General features: G+C 29.7%; 15 protein-coding genes. 10 read left to right on the top strand and 5 right to left on the bottom strand.

Annotated elements, in window-relative coordinates:
- Positions 1-127: 127 nt before the first annotated feature.
- From BW723_RS00180 to BW723_RS00170, 3 genes are all read left to right on the top strand, one after another.
- A complete protein-coding gene (locus BW723_RS00180) occupies positions 128-769 on the top strand; it encodes a peroxiredoxin (protein WP_068359744.1) in 642 nt (213 codons plus the stop codon).
- 89 nt (positions 770-858) lie between these two features.
- On the top strand, positions 859-1,167 hold the full coding sequence (locus tag BW723_RS00175; RefSeq protein WP_068359742.1) for a thioredoxin family protein: 309 nt from the start codon (positions 859-861) through the stop codon (positions 1,165-1,167).
- A 2-nt stretch (positions 1,168-1,169) separates the two neighbouring features.
- Complete coding sequence (locus tag BW723_RS00170; RefSeq protein WP_068359740.1) at positions 1,170-1,427, top strand: DUF6952 family protein; 258 nt, start codon at positions 1,170-1,172, stop codon at positions 1,425-1,427.
- Between the two features lie 52 nt (positions 1,428-1,479).
- Here BW723_RS00170 and BW723_RS00165 read toward each other — a convergent pair whose 3' ends face one another.
- From BW723_RS00165 to BW723_RS00155, 3 genes are all read right to left on the bottom strand, one after another.
- The gene (locus tag BW723_RS00165) at positions 1,480-2,388 is read right to left on the bottom strand and encodes a hypothetical protein (RefSeq protein ID WP_068359738.1); all 909 of its coding nucleotides are present in this window, start codon (positions 2,386-2,388) and stop codon (positions 1,480-1,482) included.
- Between the two features lie 108 nt (positions 2,389-2,496).
- Entirely contained in the window at positions 2,497-3,534 is a 1,038-nt protein-coding gene (locus BW723_RS00160; protein WP_068359736.1) for an RluA family pseudouridine synthase, read from the bottom strand.
- A gap of 128 nt (positions 3,535-3,662) precedes the next feature.
- On the bottom strand, positions 3,663-4,217 hold the full coding sequence (locus tag BW723_RS00155; RefSeq protein ID WP_068358500.1) for a PASTA domain-containing protein: 555 nt from the start codon (positions 4,215-4,217) through the stop codon (positions 3,663-3,665).
- Between the two features lie 93 nt (positions 4,218-4,310).
- Here BW723_RS00155 and BW723_RS00150 point away from each other — a divergent pair, with 93 nt between their 5' ends.
- From BW723_RS00150 to BW723_RS00135, 4 genes are all read left to right on the top strand, one after another.
- Positions 4,311-5,285, top strand: coding sequence for a D-alanine--D-alanine ligase (locus BW723_RS00150; protein ID WP_068358498.1), 975 nt, complete (start codon positions 4,311-4,313; stop codon positions 5,283-5,285).
- 62 nt (positions 5,286-5,347) lie between these two features.
- The gene (coaD, locus tag BW723_RS00145) at positions 5,348-5,803 is read left to right on the top strand and encodes a pantetheine-phosphate adenylyltransferase (protein WP_068358495.1); all 456 of its coding nucleotides are present in this window, start codon (positions 5,348-5,350) and stop codon (positions 5,801-5,803) included.
- A 54-nt stretch (positions 5,804-5,857) separates the two neighbouring features.
- Complete coding sequence (locus BW723_RS00140) at positions 5,858-7,603, top strand: M14 family metallopeptidase (RefSeq protein WP_068358525.1); 1,746 nt, start codon at positions 5,858-5,860, stop codon at positions 7,601-7,603.
- Between the two features lie 2 nt (positions 7,604-7,605).
- The gene (locus BW723_RS00135; RefSeq protein WP_068358492.1) at positions 7,606-8,709 is read left to right on the top strand and encodes a lactonase family protein; all 1,104 of its coding nucleotides are present in this window, start codon (positions 7,606-7,608) and stop codon (positions 8,707-8,709) included.
- 1 nt (position 8,710) lies between these two features.
- Here the strand turns inward: BW723_RS00135 and BW723_RS00130 are convergent, their stop codons facing one another.
- Complete coding sequence (locus tag BW723_RS00130) at positions 8,711-9,778, bottom strand: T9SS type A sorting domain-containing protein (protein ID WP_068358489.1); 1,068 nt, start codon at positions 9,776-9,778, stop codon at positions 8,711-8,713.
- Between the two features lie 151 nt (positions 9,779-9,929).
- Here BW723_RS00130 and BW723_RS00125 point away from each other — a divergent pair, with 151 nt between their 5' ends.
- Genes BW723_RS00125 through BW723_RS00115 form a run of 3 tightly spaced genes read left to right on the top strand, consistent with a single transcriptional unit; the run spans position 9,930 to position 13,388 of the window.
- Positions 9,930-10,391 carry a (2Fe-2S)-binding protein gene (locus BW723_RS00125; RefSeq protein ID WP_068358486.1) on the top strand — a complete coding sequence of 154 codons (462 nt, stop codon included), beginning with the start codon at positions 9,930-9,932 and terminating at the stop codon, positions 10,389-10,391.
- Complete coding sequence (locus BW723_RS00120; protein WP_068358483.1) at positions 10,388-12,601, top strand: xanthine dehydrogenase family protein molybdopterin-binding subunit; 2,214 nt, start codon at positions 10,388-10,390, stop codon at positions 12,599-12,601. Before BW723_RS00125 ends, BW723_RS00120 begins: the two co-directional genes overlap by 4 nt.
- Positions 12,602-12,617: 16 nt before the next feature.
- Positions 12,618-13,388 (top strand): protein NO VEIN domain-containing protein, encoded by a 771-nt coding sequence (locus tag BW723_RS00115; protein ID WP_068358481.1) that lies wholly within the window; start codon positions 12,618-12,620, stop codon positions 13,386-13,388.
- A gap of 213 nt (positions 13,389-13,601) precedes the next feature.
- Here BW723_RS00115 and BW723_RS00105 read toward each other — a convergent pair whose 3' ends face one another.
- Positions 13,602-15,263, bottom strand: a complete 1,662-nt coding sequence (locus BW723_RS00105) for a SulP family inorganic anion transporter (RefSeq protein WP_068358475.1) — start codon at positions 15,261-15,263, stop codon at positions 13,602-13,604.
- Positions 15,264-15,290: the final 27 nt, after the last annotated feature.

Raw genomic sequence — 15,290 nt, 5'->3', positions numbered from 1 at the left:
TTTGTATAAATAAAATTGATTAAAATATAAGAACATACCATTATTATTTTTTAAAAGGTTTGCTTGTATTAGTATCTTTGTACAAGAAATAAGAATAGATAATTAATATAATAAAAATTAAATAAAAATGGCAACAGCAGTTGGTAAAAAATTTCCAGATTTAAATGTAGACGCAATGAATGAAATGGGTGATACATTTAAAATTAATGTTTTAGAAGAAGCAGTAAACAAGAATAAAAAAGTTGTTTTGTTTTGGTATCCTAAAGATTTTACATTTGTATGTCCTACAGAATTACACGCTTTTCAAGCAGCTTTAGGTGAGTTCGAGAAAAGAAATACAATTGTTATTGGTGCTTCTTGTGATACTCCAGAAGTACATTTTGCGTGGTTAAGTACATCTAAAGATAATGGAGGAATTGAAGGTGTTACTTACCCTTTATTATCAGATTCTAACAGAAACTTATCATCAATTTTAGGAATTTTAGACATTACTAATGAAACTTTTGATGAAGCTACACAAACTGTACAAGTAGAAGGAGATAATGTAACTTATAGAGCTACATATATTATTGATGAAGAAGGTATTGTACAACATGAAAGTATTAACAACATGCCTTTAGGTAGAAATGTTGGTGAATATTTACGTTTAGTTGATGCGTTAACCCACGTTCAAGAAAAAGGTGAAGTTTGTCCTGCAAACTGGGAAGAAGGTAAAGATGCAATGTCTCCAAATGCTAAAGGAACTGCAGAATATTTAGCTTCTCACTAAATAGATTAACGTCTTTATAAACAGCTTTTAGTAATTATTATATTATAAGATTGCTTTAAGCTGTTTATAATTACATAAAAACAATTAAAATGTTACAAGAATTAAGTCAAGACAATTTATCAGAAATCATTTCTGAAAATCAAAAAGTAATTGTACAATATTCAGCAACTTGGTGTGGAAACTGTAGAATTATGAAACCAAAATTTAAAAAATTATCTTCTGAAAATGAAAATGTAGCATTTGTATTAGCAGATGCTGAAAATTTTCCTGAAAGTAGAAAATTAGCTGATGTAAGCAACTTACCAACCTTTGCTACTTTTGTAGATGGTAAATTTGTAAATCAAACACAGACTAATAAATTTGATGTGTTAAAAGATTTAGTAAACGAAGTTGTTTAATTATGAAACTACCAGTTATAAAACACTTAACTAATTTTATCGAAGAAAACGATCAAGATTATGTTTTAGAAACCATAGAAACTTTAGAAGCTTTAACAGAAGTTCCTTCTTTAAAAGATGAAGAATTAGATGTTATTGGCGAATTAATTTCTAATTTGTATGGTGCAGTAGAAGTAGATAAAATGATTAAGAAAGGCACACCCAAAAAAGAAGCATTAAATACATTTATGAAAAGAGTTTTAGGCTCTATTGATAAATAAAAAAAGCTAAAAAATAAAAAAACCTCAAGTACAAGCTTGAGGTTTTTTTGTTTTATTCTTCTTGATATTGTAGTTCAATAATGGTTTTATCAACTCTAGAACCTTTTTCATTATTAATATCTATTAACGATATTCTTTCGGTTTCTATTCTATGAGGTAAACCTGGATAGTAATAATATTCGTAAGTATTTCTGTCTTTTATTTCGAATTTTGATGTTTTTAATGCTTCTTCAAATTTATCATCAGTAATACCTAATTTTTTTAAAACTGATTTAAGCAATTCTAAAGAGTCTTTTGGGTCTAAATCTAGTTCTTGTTTAAAAACACAAAAATCATCATCGGCTTCAACAGATTCAAAATATACTTTTCCATCTGCTTTTATAGGATTGCCACCAAACATATTTGGTAATTGATCTTTGTAGATTAGTGTTTCATTTGTATTAAATTCATATCCCATAGGAAAATGAAAATATTGTAATTCTTTAATAACCAATTGTTCTACACCTTGTTGGGTAGAATACAAATTTTTAAAAGCTTGCATCGATGTTGCAAGCTTATTTTTTATATCTTCATTATCCTTGCCAAGAACATTTACAATTTCATCAATCATACTGCTCATAACATTGCTTATTTCTTTCCAATTCAGAATTTCTAGAAACTCACCAGTTTCAGAAGTTTTGTATTTTACTTCAGTAAATTTATATTTTTCAAATTTTTCTAAAAGTTCTTGAGGTATGTTGTAATTGTTACCTAAATCATTTTCATATTTCCAGCTAATCGTGTAAGAAGTTGCTGTAGAATCTATGACTTCAAAAAGCGCAGTGTATTCACTTTTTCTGTCTTTTACTAATTTGCCTTCTTTGGTTTGTTGTTGAATTTTAGATACTTTATATTCATACAAATCGCCTAAAGACCAATAAGCAACAAAAGAAACATTGGTACTGTCTGTCTGAGAGAACATAAAATTCTGACAAAGTAATAAGAAGCAAAGAAGTTTAAATTTTTTTCATTTTCATTTTTTTTGATGCAACTTTTTATAGCGATTATGGAACTTGAAAATCAGAATTGATTACAATTCTACGTCTTTTGAATTCTCAGAATAAGTTCTCCATTTTTCTAAACAGTCAGTAATATCTTTAGGCACTTCTGAGTTAAACTGCATAAATTGGCCAGTAATAGGATGTGTAAATCCTAAAGTTTTTGCGTGTAAAGCTTGTCTTGGTAAAACTTTAAAACAGTTATTTACAAATTGTTTGTATTTTGTAAAGGTTGTTCCTTTTAAAATGTCATTTCCTCCATATCTTTCGTCATTAAAAAGCGTATGACCAATATGTTTAAAATGTGCTCTAATTTGATGAGTTCTACCTGTTTCTAATTTACATTGCACTAAAGTAACGTATGTTAAACGCTCTAAAACTTTAAAATGTGTAACAGCGTGTTTTCCAAAATCACCATCAGGAAAAACAGCCATCTGCAAACGGTTTTTTAAACTACGCCCAATATTACCTTCAATTCTACCTTCATCATCTTCGATATTTCCCCAAACTAAAGCATAGTATAAACGTTCTGTAGTTCTATCAAAAAATTGTTTGGATAAATGTGCCATAGCAAATTCGGTTTTGGCAACAACTAATAAACCACTTGTGTCTTTATCAATTCTATGCACTAAACCTGGTCTTTCATTAGAATTGGTTGGTAAATTTTCTATATGATGAATTAAACCATTTACTAAAGTACCAGAATAATTTCCATGACCTGGATGTACAACCATTCCTGCAGGTTTATTTACAACAATAACAGTATCATCTTCGTAAACAATATCTAAAGGAATATCTTCTGCAACCAATAAGTTTTCTGCTGGTGGATAAGACAAAACCACTCTAACTACATCAAAAGGTTTTACTTTATGATTCGATTTTACAACAACATCATTCACCAAAACATTACCTGCTTTTGCAGCTTGTTGTACTTTATTTCGGGTTGCGTTTTCAATGAAATTCATTAAAAATTTATCAACTCTTAAAGGCTCTTGACCAGCAGTTGCTATAAATCTATGATGTTCGTACAAATCATCATTTTCTATGTCTTGAGAATTATTTTCTTGCATATTTTCTAATTACTAAGTTTCTAAGAAACAAAGTTGTAAAGTTTAATGAATTTTATTTTTGCTAACTGCTAACTGCTAACTGCTAACTGCTAACTGCTAACTGCTAACTGCTAACTGCTAACTGATTACTACCTCTCACCATCACCCAAAACCAACTCAATTATAGAGTTTTTAGGCAATTTATCATTTGCATTTAAGATTTTACCTTTGTGGCGTAAACCTCTAACTACATCTAAACCAATGTCTCTAACATAAGTATAATCTGTACCAACAATAAAACCAATTGCAGTCAATTCAGATTCAGCTTGTCTTTTGGTGCGTCCATTTAAATCAGGAATAGTAATATCTCTGTATTTCGACGGATTTAAAGTAAGATATATTTTACGTTTTTCTTTTACAAAATCTCCAGCTTCTGGGCTTTGTTCAATCACAGATTTTTTAGGATACGTTGGGTTGTAGCTTGCGCTGTCTATCACTTTAAAATCTAAGTTTAATTCTTTTAATTTTCGTTCGGCTTCATCTAAAGTAATTTTGTGAAGATTAGGAACTTGTATTTTTTGGTCGTGGTTTGTGGTGATGTTCAACCAAAATTTTAAGACAAAAAATAATATAAAAAAACCAACAATTGCAATTACAATTTGCAATAAAAAGGATTTGCTTTTCAGAAACTTAAAAATACTCATAAATGTTTTTTGATAGATGTACAAAGATATAAAAACTAAACGTTGCAGTTTCTATTTATATTTTGATAAATTTGTTTCAATTAATAGAATTTGATGAAAAAAAATATTGCCATAATAATGGGCGGATATTCATCCGAAGTTAACATTTCTTTAGTGAGCGGAAATGTGGTTTACAAACATTTAGATAAAGAAAAATACAATGCCTTTAGAGTACATATTTTAAGAGATAAATGGGTTGCTTTAGATGATAATGATAAAGAATATAAAATAAATAAAAACGACTTTTCTTTTAATTTAGATTCCAATAAAATAATTTTTGATTGTGTTTTTAACGCAATTCACGGAAGTCCTGGTGAAAACGGAATGCTTTTAGGTTATTTAGAGTTGTTAAATATACCTCATACTTCAGCTCCTTTTTATCAAATGGCATTAACTTTTAATAAAAGAGATTGTTTAAGTGTGGTTAAAGAATACGGAATTAAAACTGCAATTTCTGTATATTTAAATAAAGGTGATGTTATAAATACTGATGCAATTATTGCAAAAGTTGGTTTGCCTTGTTTTATAAAACCAAATAATGCTGGCTCTAGTTACGGAATTTCTAAAGCTTATACTGCTGCAGAAATTTTAGAAGGAATTGAAGTTGCCTACAAAGAAGATGATGCTATTTTAATTGAATCCTTTTTAAACGGAACAGAAGTTTCTGTTGGAGTTATAGAATATAAAAATGAAATTAAAGTATTACCAATCACAGAAATAGTTTCTGAAAATGATTTCTTTGATTATGAAGCCAAGTATGAAGGCAAATCTCAAGAAATAACGCCAGCCAGAATTTCATCCGAAGAAAAAAGTAGGGTAGAAGAAGTTGCTAAAAAAGTATATAAAGCGTTAAATATGAGTGGTTTTTCTAGGTCTGAATACATTTTTGTTGATGGTGAACCTCATTTTTTAGAAATGAACACAGTACCAGGAATGACAGAAGAAAGCATTTTACCACAACAATCTAAAGAAGCAGGGATTTCTTTAAAAGAATTGTTTGACAATTCCATAGAAATGAAATTAAGATAATTTCTGTCACAAATTCACTGATAAAAATAATTCGTGAATTCGTGGCAATCAAAAAAACTAAGATGAAAAAAGCAATTTTTCCAGGATCATTTGATCCGCTAACATTGGGTCACGTTGATATTATTGAAAGAGGTGTAACCGTTTTTGATGAGTTAGTTATTGCCATTGGTATTAATGCAGATAAAAAATACATGTTTACTTTAGAAGAACGTAAAAAGTTTATCGAAGAAACTTTTAAACACGAGCCAAAAATAAAGGTTGTAACCTACAAAGGTTTAACTGTTAACTTTTGTAGAGAAATAAACGCAAATTTTATTTTAAGAGGCTTAAGAAACCCTGCTGATTTTGAGTTTGAAAAAGCCATTGCACACACCAACAGAAAATTATCAGAAATTGAAACTGTTTTCTTATTAACATCATCTGGTAAAAGTTACATTTCTTCATCAATAGTAAGAGATGTGATTAGGAATGATGGAGATTATACAGGTTTAGTACCTGAGGCTGTTAGAGTAAAATAAAATACAAAATATCATTTCTAAATTATGAAGAAATTTGAAAAAAGAGCAAAACAAATGAAAAAAATAATTGTACTTCTAATATCAGTTTTAATTTTTTCTTGTGATAATCCATCCGAAGAAAATAAAGATTTTACCACACTTTTCGAAACCTCAAAAGGAACTGAAACTCCAGAATATAATGACGTAATTTCTTATTATACAGATTTGTCTGAAGTTTATGATGAAATTTCATTGTTTTCATTTGGGCAAACAGATTCAGGAAAGCCTTTGCATTTGGTGGTTTATAATAAAGAAGGTGTTTATAATGTTGATGAAATTAAAAACTCACCCAAAAATAGAATTCTTATTAATAATGGAATTCATCCAGGAGAATCTGATGGAATTGATGCTTCAATGCTATTGCTGAGAGACGTTGTACAAAATGATTCTTTGCAGAAAAAATACCAAAATTCAATTATTTGTGTAATTCCTGTGTATAATGTTGGTGGTGCTTTAAATAGAAATTCGCACACAAGAGCCAATCAAAATGGACCAGTTGAATATGGTTTTAGAGGAAATGCTAGGAATTACGATTTAAATAGAGATTTTGTAAAACAAGACACAAAAAATGCAGCAGCTTTTGCAGAGATTTTTCATACTGTAAACCCTGATGTTTTTATAGATAATCACGTAAGTAATGGTGCAGATTACCAATATGCAATTACACATTTATTTACACAACATAATAAATTGGGTGGCAGTTTAGGAGACTTTTTACAAAATAAAATGCGACCTGAATTAGAAACTTCTCTTGTTAATAAAGACATTAATATTACACCTTATGTAAATGTTTGGGGTACAACTCCAGAAACCGGTTTTTCGCAATTTTTCGATTCACCAAGATATTCTACAGGTTACACAACTTTGTTTAACACTTTAGGTTTAATGGTAGAAACGCATATGTTAAAACCGTATAAAATTAGAGTAGAACAAACCTATGAGTTAATGCTTTCTGCTTTTGATTTTACTGAAAATAACTCAGAAAAAATTAAAGATTTGCGTGCCAAAGCAACCTCAGAAATATTAGCAAAAAAAACATATCCTATTCAATTTAAAGTGGATAGAGAAAAGTTTAGAACGCTAGATTTTAAAGGTTACGAAGGTGAAATTATTGAGAGTAAAGTTACCAATGGAAAAAGGTTATTTTACGATAAAACAAAACCATTTGTAAAAGAAACAAAATATTTTGATGAGTTTAAAGTAACCAAAGAAATCGAAATCCCTGAAGCGTATATTTTGCCTCAAGGTTGGCATAAAGTTGTGGAGCGATTAAAGAATAATAAAATTGAGTTTACACGTTTTAAAAGTGATACTATTTTAGAAGTTGAGGTAAATCATATTAAAGATTATAAAAGTAGAACCTCGCCTTACGAAGGGCATTATCTGCATTATAATACTACAATTGCTACGTCTAAAGAAAATATTAAATTTTTAAAAGGTGATATTTATATTGATACCAATCAAAATGGAGTTCGTTATTTGTTAGAAACCTTAGAAGCAGAAGCTACTGATTCCTTTTTTAACTGGAACTTTTTCGATACCATTTTACAACAAAAAGAAGGATATTCTGCCTATGTTTTCGAAGATGTTGCAGCACATTTATTAGTTGATAATCCATCATTAAAAAAAGAATTTGAAGAAAAATTACAAAATGATGAAGCTTTTGCAAAGAACCCAAGAATGCAATTGAATTTCATTTATAAAAAATCTCCTCATTACGAAAAAGCACATTTACGTTTACCAGTTTTTAAAGTAAGATAGTTATGAAAAAACTTTTAATAGTATTAATATTAAGTTTGATAATTGGTTGTAAATCATCAGAAATGAAAAAGCAAAACCCTACAGAATTTTATATTGGTACGTATACAGATGGTGAAAGTAAAGGGATTTACAAAACTAGTATTGATGATAAAGGTTTTTTATCTAAAATTGAATTGGTTGCAGAAACTAAGAATCCAAGTTTTTTAACAAAATCTAAAGACAATAAAGCACTTTTTGCAGTTGCAGAAACTGCTGAAAAAGGCAAAGGTTTTGTAAAATCTTATAAAATAGAAAAAAATCATTTAAAACAAATTAGTATTTCAGAATCTGGAGGAGCAGGACCTTGTTTTGTGGCTATAAATGATGAGAATTATATATTAACTGCAAATTATGGAGGTGGAAATGTGGGATTATTACAAGCTGATGCATCTGGTAAATTATCAGAATTATTAAACGTGCAACAGCATACAGGTAAAGGAACTACAAATAGGCAAAGAAAACCACACGCACATTCTGCTTGGTTTCATCCAACAAAAAAAGAAATAATTGCTGTAGATTTAGGTACCAATGAATTATGGTTTTCTACCATTGATAAAAAAGAAAACAAGTTGGTTCTAGCAAACCCAAGTAAATTAAATATGGCAGAGGGTGCAGGGCCAAGACATTTAACTTTTCATCCGAATTATAAATGGATTTACGTTTTAAACGAACTAAATAATACAGTTTCATTGGTAAAAGAAAAGAATGATTTTTATGAAATAGATGCATCAATTTCTATGATTCCTGAAAATTTTACGGCATTTAGTAAGGCAGCAGATATTCATATTTCTAAGGATGGTAAATTTGTGTATGCTTCTAATCGTGGGCACAATTCTATTGTAATTTATAAAGTAAATCCAGAAAACGGAAAATTATCTTTAGTAGGTTATGAGTCTGTAAAAGGAGAAAGTCCGAGGAATTTTTCTTTAACTCCAGATGATAAATTTTTATTGGTTGTCAATCAAGATACCAACAATATTATTTCTTTTAAAAGAAATTCTGAAACTGGAAAACTTACTTTTGTATCAGAAATTTCTGCACCAAAACCTGTTTGTATTCTGTTTTAATTTATTGAATAATCACAGTGTTTTTACTGATAATTTTTTCATCGTTCTTAAAAATAAAGAAATAAGTTCCGCTTTTTAAATGAGAAATATTAAGTGTTTTAGAGGTGATTTTTGCTTTGGTATCAACTAATTTACCTAGTACATTGTAAATGTAAATTTGGTTATAATCCTCAGAAATAGTATCAATAATTTGAATTTCATTTACAACAGGATTAGGAAAAGTTTTAATGATTTGATTGTTGCTTTTTAAGTCATTTAAAGACAAAGTACTTACTTCTTCAATACTAAAATCGGCAAATAAAATTGCTTCGTCTCTTAAATCTTGCACATTATTTAAACTTCTGTAAATGCCCCATTTTGGTCGTACAAACTCAGCACCATATTGCCAATTATCAATTGTATTATTTTCATATTCGAAAACAATAGTTTGGTTGTCAATTCTTTTAATTTCTAAGGAATAAAAACTGTTTGTACCAAATTCTATTTTTTCTGTAAATTCTACCCAATGTCCCTTAATCAATGATAAATCTACTTTTTTTAAGGTCTCTTGATCGTCTGTACTGGTTTGCCTTAATTCTAATTGATCTGGTGTGCTTTTTCTGGCAGTAAGTGTATACATTGGTATGGATGAAAAATCGCCACCCACAGATTTTAGTTGATGTAAATGCGTAAAGTTTGGTGATGCTTGAAAATTTGCATCAATCTTCATTTTCCATTTATAAACTACTTTTTCACTTTCAACTGCCTTTAAATTCTCAGGACTTTTGTCATAAGATTTTATCTCAGTTCTTTGTCTGTCAGAATTTTTACAACGATCATCATCTTCATTTGCGTGTGCATAAAAACGAAAAACATTTTTGTTTAATTCAGTATCAAAAAGTTCATCAATATGTCTGCCAAAAGTGGTGTGTTTACAGTCTGGCACTTCAACTACATCATAATTTGGGGCTAAAACAGAATTTATCAATTCATAAGTGTTTCCAGAGCCATCTGCAGTTAATGTTACTTGAGAAAATCCGAAGAAAGGGATGCACAGAAGAATAAATAAAATACAGTATAAATGTTTCATTTTGATGAATGTATAATTGGTAAACCAGATTAGTCATCCAAATATAAAACGATTTTTTGTTTTTTATAAAAATTACGAGATTTATTAATTTAACGTCATTAAATTATCATTTTTAAAATTTATGTACCTTGTAAAACAAGAAATATAAAATATGATAAAACTTTCAATCAATAATAAATCTTACGAGGTTGATGTGCAGGAAGATATGCCACTTTTGTGGGCAATAAGAGACATTGTAGGTTTAACAGGTACTAAATTTGGTTGTGGAGTTGCACAATGTGGTGCGTGTTCTATTTTAATTGATGGTAGACTCACAAAATCTTGTAGTATGCCAGTAGCTTATGGAGAAGGAAAAGAGATTTTTACAATTGAAGGAACATCAAAAAATCTAGAATTTTTAAGAGAAGCTTGGTTTGATGGTAATGTGCCACAATGTGGTTATTGTCAGTCTGGGCAATTAATTGCAGCCACTTCTTTGTTGGATAAAATTGAAAATCCTACAGATAAAGATATAGATGATGCCATGAGTTCTAATATTTGCAGATGTGGAACTTATTCAAGAATTCGAAAAGCAATACACAAAGCTGTTGCACTTAAAAACCAAAGTCTATGAGTAAAATACAGCAAATAAATCGTAGAGATTTTGTAAAATTATTTGGTTTAGCATCTACAGGAATTATTTTAGGTTGCAATGTATCATCAAACAAAAAAGAATTTTTACCACAAGTGGATGGAACGTTTACACCCAATTTATTTGTACAGATTCAAAAAGATGGTAACATCACTTTAATTGCTTCTCGTTCAGAAATGGGACAAGGTATTAAAACCTCTTTAGCCTCTGCAATTGCTGATGAATTAGAAGCAGATTGGCAATATATAACTGTTAAACAAGCCACAGGAAATGCCAAATATGGGAATCAAAATACAGATGGTTCTAGAAGTGTAAGAACTATTTTAGAGCCTATGCGTAAAATGGGTGCAGCTTCTAAAATGATGTTAATTACTGCAGCTGCCAAAAAATGGAATGTTGCTGAATCTGTTTGTAAAGCAGAGAATCATTATGTAGTTAATACCAATTCTGGTGATAAAATATTCTTTGGAGATTTGGTTGATGAAGCTGCAAAAGTCGCAATTCCTGCTGATGAAAACATCAAACTAAAAAAGGTAAAAGATTTTAAATACATAGGTAAAGATTTAAAAAGTGTAGATTTAAAAGATTTTACCCACGGAACTGCAAATTATGGAATCGATTTTAGAATTCCGAATTTAAAATTTGCTGCCATTGCAAGATGTCCTGTAGCTTACGGAACTGTAAAAAGCTTTGACAGCACTGATGCTGAAAAAGTTGCTGGTGTAGAAAAAGTGATGAAATTAGATAAAATGGATCCACCTATTGGGCAATTTTTTGGAGTTTTAGGAGGTGTAGCTGTAATTGCAAATAATACTTGGTCTGCTTTTCAAGGAAAATTAGAATTAGATATTGAATGGAATTATGGAGATAATCATTCTTTTAATTCTGATGAATATAAAGAGTTATTAACCCAAAGAGTGCATCAAAAAGGGAAATTAGTGCCTGGTAAAAAAGGCGATGTTTTTACTGCTTTTGAATCAGCAGATAAAATTGTAGAAGCAACTTATCACGTTCCTTTTTTAGCACACGCACCTATGGAAGTGCCAAATGCAACTGCTTGGTTTCAAAAAGACAAAATAGAAGTTTGGGCGCCTTTACAAGATCCGCAAACTGCAAGAGCAGAATTAGCGCATTTTTTTGAAATTCCTATAGAGAATATTACCATAAATGTAACCATGTTAGGAGGTGGTTTTGGCAGAAAGTCAAAGTCAGATTTTGTGGTAGAAGCAGTTACTTTATCCAAAGAAATGAATGCGCCTGTACAAGTAGTTTGGACGCGTGAAGATGATATAAAACACGGTTTTTATCATTCTACAAGTGCACAATATTTAAAAGGAAGCTTAGATAAAAACGGACAAGTTTCTGGTTGGCTGCAAAGGTTGGCAATGCCATCTATTGCATCAATATTTAAACCTTTATCCGATTATGCAACAGGTTCTGAATTAAACCAAGGTTTTACAAATAATCCTTATAGTTTAACGAATTTTAGATTAGAGAATGCAAAAGCAGAAGCACATTTAAGAATTGGTTGGTTGCGCTCTGTAATTAATATTCATAGTGGTTTTGGTAATAATTCTTTTGTAGATGAGTTAGCATATGCTGTGAATATAGATTCTGTTCAATTTCATTTAGATTTAATAGGAAAAGATAGAATTATTCAAGGAAAATCTGAACATCCTTATAATTCAAAACGAATGAAAGATGTATTGAAAAAAACAGCTAAAATGGCAAATTGGGGTAAAACCTTACCTAAGAACCACGGATTAGGAGTTGCTATTCAATATAGTTTTTACAGTTATGTAGCTACAATAGTTGAGGTTGCTGTAATAGAAGATAAAGTTAAAGTCAAAAATACGTGGACAACCATAGATTGTGGTTTGGTTTTAAATAAAGACAATGTTAAAAATCAGTTAGAAGGTTCTGTGTTTTTTGGAATGTCTTTAGCTTTGTATGGAAAAATTTCTACTAAAGAAGGATCTGTTGAACAAAATAATTTCTTCGATTATCAAATGACAAGAATGAAAGATGCTCCAAACATCCATATTCATATTATGGATAAAATGAACGAAAAACCAACTGGAGTAGGAGAACCTGGAGTACCAGTAATGGCACCAGCAATTTGCAACGCTATTTTTAATGCCACAGGAAAACGAATTAGAAGTTTACCTTTGGTTGATATTGGGATGGTTTAATTAAAAAAAAAAATAAATGGAAAAAGAAAACAATAAGCATCAAAACTATGAAATTCTAAACCTAATAGGGTATGGTTTGGCTAAGTTTAATAATTTATTTATTAATCAATTTGGGTTTAAGACTAAAAAGTCATTTTTTGAATATTTTGTTTCACTTGGTATAGCAGAAACTACAAGTGTAGTTAAAAATAGAATGGATTTATTTGATCCATTTTTTGATAATAATAGAAAAGGTTGGTGGCAAAAAGGTGATACTTATATTCATAGAAAAGTATTAATTGATAGTTTATTTGGAAGTGAGAATATTATTGGATATTCGAACATTGTAAAGTTATATCTGAAAGAAAACTATAAATTAGATGAAACTACACTTGTTGTTAAACCTATTATAAAATCTAGGTTTAGGAAACTTCAAGAAACTGGATTAGAAGCTGAATTATATTTTATGAATAATTTTAATTCAATTTCAATTTTCGAGAATGGAAAGCTTGAAGATGCCAGATTATATGGTGATGGATATGATTTTCAAATTAATGTGAATGATAAATTTTATCTGTCAGAAATTAAAGGTATTAAGTCTAGAAAAGGTCGATTTAGAATGACTGAAAATGAATATAAAAAAGCTTTAGAATACAAAAATGATTATTTAATTACAGTAGTTTTGAATATGAGTGATTCTCCAAGATTGCTAACCATTGCTAACCCAACAAAGAATTTGTCTTTCAAAAAAATAGAGAATGTGTCAAGAGTTTCTGTAGAATACCATCTAGAAAAAGAAATTAATTAGAAAAAAATGGAAAACTATTCAATTTCTGAAATTAAAACAGTTTTAAAACCACCTATAATTATTAATTTTATAGATGAAATAAATTGCCCAATATGTGATATTGAGATTTATTTAAAAGATAAACTTATTGATAATGATAGTTTCGTTTATTGCAAAGATTGTAACCATAAAATTGTGTTTAGAATAATAAAAATTTAGAAAAGTATTTTACCACTAAAACTTATACTCCTTCAAAGGTTTAGGAAATTTCTCAGGATTTGCAGCTAAATGATAACGAGGGTCATCAATATCTTCTACAATAATATCTGCAAAAATTGGGCTAGCTTTATAGAGTAACACTTTACAATCTTCACTTAAGTGTTTTAATGTTATTTTTTTATTAGCAGCTTGGTATTTTTGTACCAAAGCAAAAATAGCTTCTATTGCAGAATGATCAGAAATACGAGCCTCAACAAAATCGATTTCTACAATTTCTGGATCGTTTTTAATATCAAATTTTTCATTAAAAGCTGTAATACTTCCAAAGAAAAGAGGTCCCCAAATTTCGTAAATTTTTGTACCATCTTCTCGGTATCTTTTTCTAGCTCTAATTTTTTTAGCATTTTCCCAAGCAAAGGCTAAGGCAGAAATTATTACCCCTACAAAAACAGCAATTGCTAAATCAAAGATTACAGTAACTGCAGAAACTACAATTAATACAAAAGCGTCAGATTTAGGTATTTTCTTTAAAATTCTAAAACTAGACCAAGCAAAAGTTTCAATAACCATCATAAACATAACACCAACTAAAGCTGCAATTGGCACTTGTTCAATTAATTTATCAGTAAAAAGAATAAAAGTTAATAAAGTTAATGCCATCATAACTCCAGATAATCTTCCTCTACCGCCAGCATTAATATTAATAACAGTTTGGCCTATCATTCCACAACCACCTGTTCCTCCCAAAAGTCCACTTACAATATTTCCAGCACCTTGTGCAACACATTCTCTATTTCCATTACCTCTAGTTTCTGTTAATTCATCGACTAAATTCATTGTCATTAAAGATTCTATTAAACCAACAGATGCAGCTAAAAAAGCAAAAGGTAAAATAAAAGTAAGTGTATCTAAATTAAAAGGTAATTTTTGCCAAAGCTCTAAATTCGGAGTTGGGAATTCTCCTTTTAAACCAGTTCCTCCACCTTCTATAATATAAGAACCAACTGTAGAAACTTCTAAACCAGAAAAAACTACGATTAAAGTGGTAATTAAAATTGCGGTTAATGAAGCAGGTATTTTCTTGGTGATTTTTGGTAAAACCCAAATTATTGCCATAGTTAAAGCAACTAAACCAATCATGATATACAATTCTGTACCTGTCATAAAAGTACTAACATATTCGTTTACACCTTCTGCAGAAACTTTTAGCGATTTATGAGAAAACATTTTTACTTGCGCCCAAAAAATAACAATTGCTAATCCGTTTACAAATCCCATCATTACAGAATGCGGAATTAAACGTACAAATTTTCCTATTTTAAAAACTCCTGCAAATATTTGAATAATTCCCATTAATATAACACAAGCCAAAAGGTAGAAATATCCCATATTATCTACAGGTGTGTCAAATAACATTCCTTTGGTATGTCCTTCAGAAATCATTGAAACAAAAATAACAGCAACAGCACCAGCAGCACCAGAAATTAAACCAGGTCTACCTCCAAAAATCGCTGTAATTAAACCGATGATAAATGCACCAGAAAGTGCTACTAAAGGATCTATCTGTGCTACAAATGCAAAGGCTACCACTTCTGGTATCATTGCTAGCGAAACAGTTATTCCTGCTAAAACATCATCTTTAGCATTTGGTATTATTTTCTTTATAAAATTGGTCATATTTTTTGCTCTTAAAGGGCAACAAAG

It is taken from the genome of Polaribacter reichenbachii, from assembly GCF_001975665.1.
Lineage (GTDB): Bacteria > Bacteroidota > Bacteroidia > Flavobacteriales > Flavobacteriaceae > Polaribacter > Polaribacter reichenbachii.
This window is presented reverse-complemented; position numbering and strand designations above follow the sequence as displayed.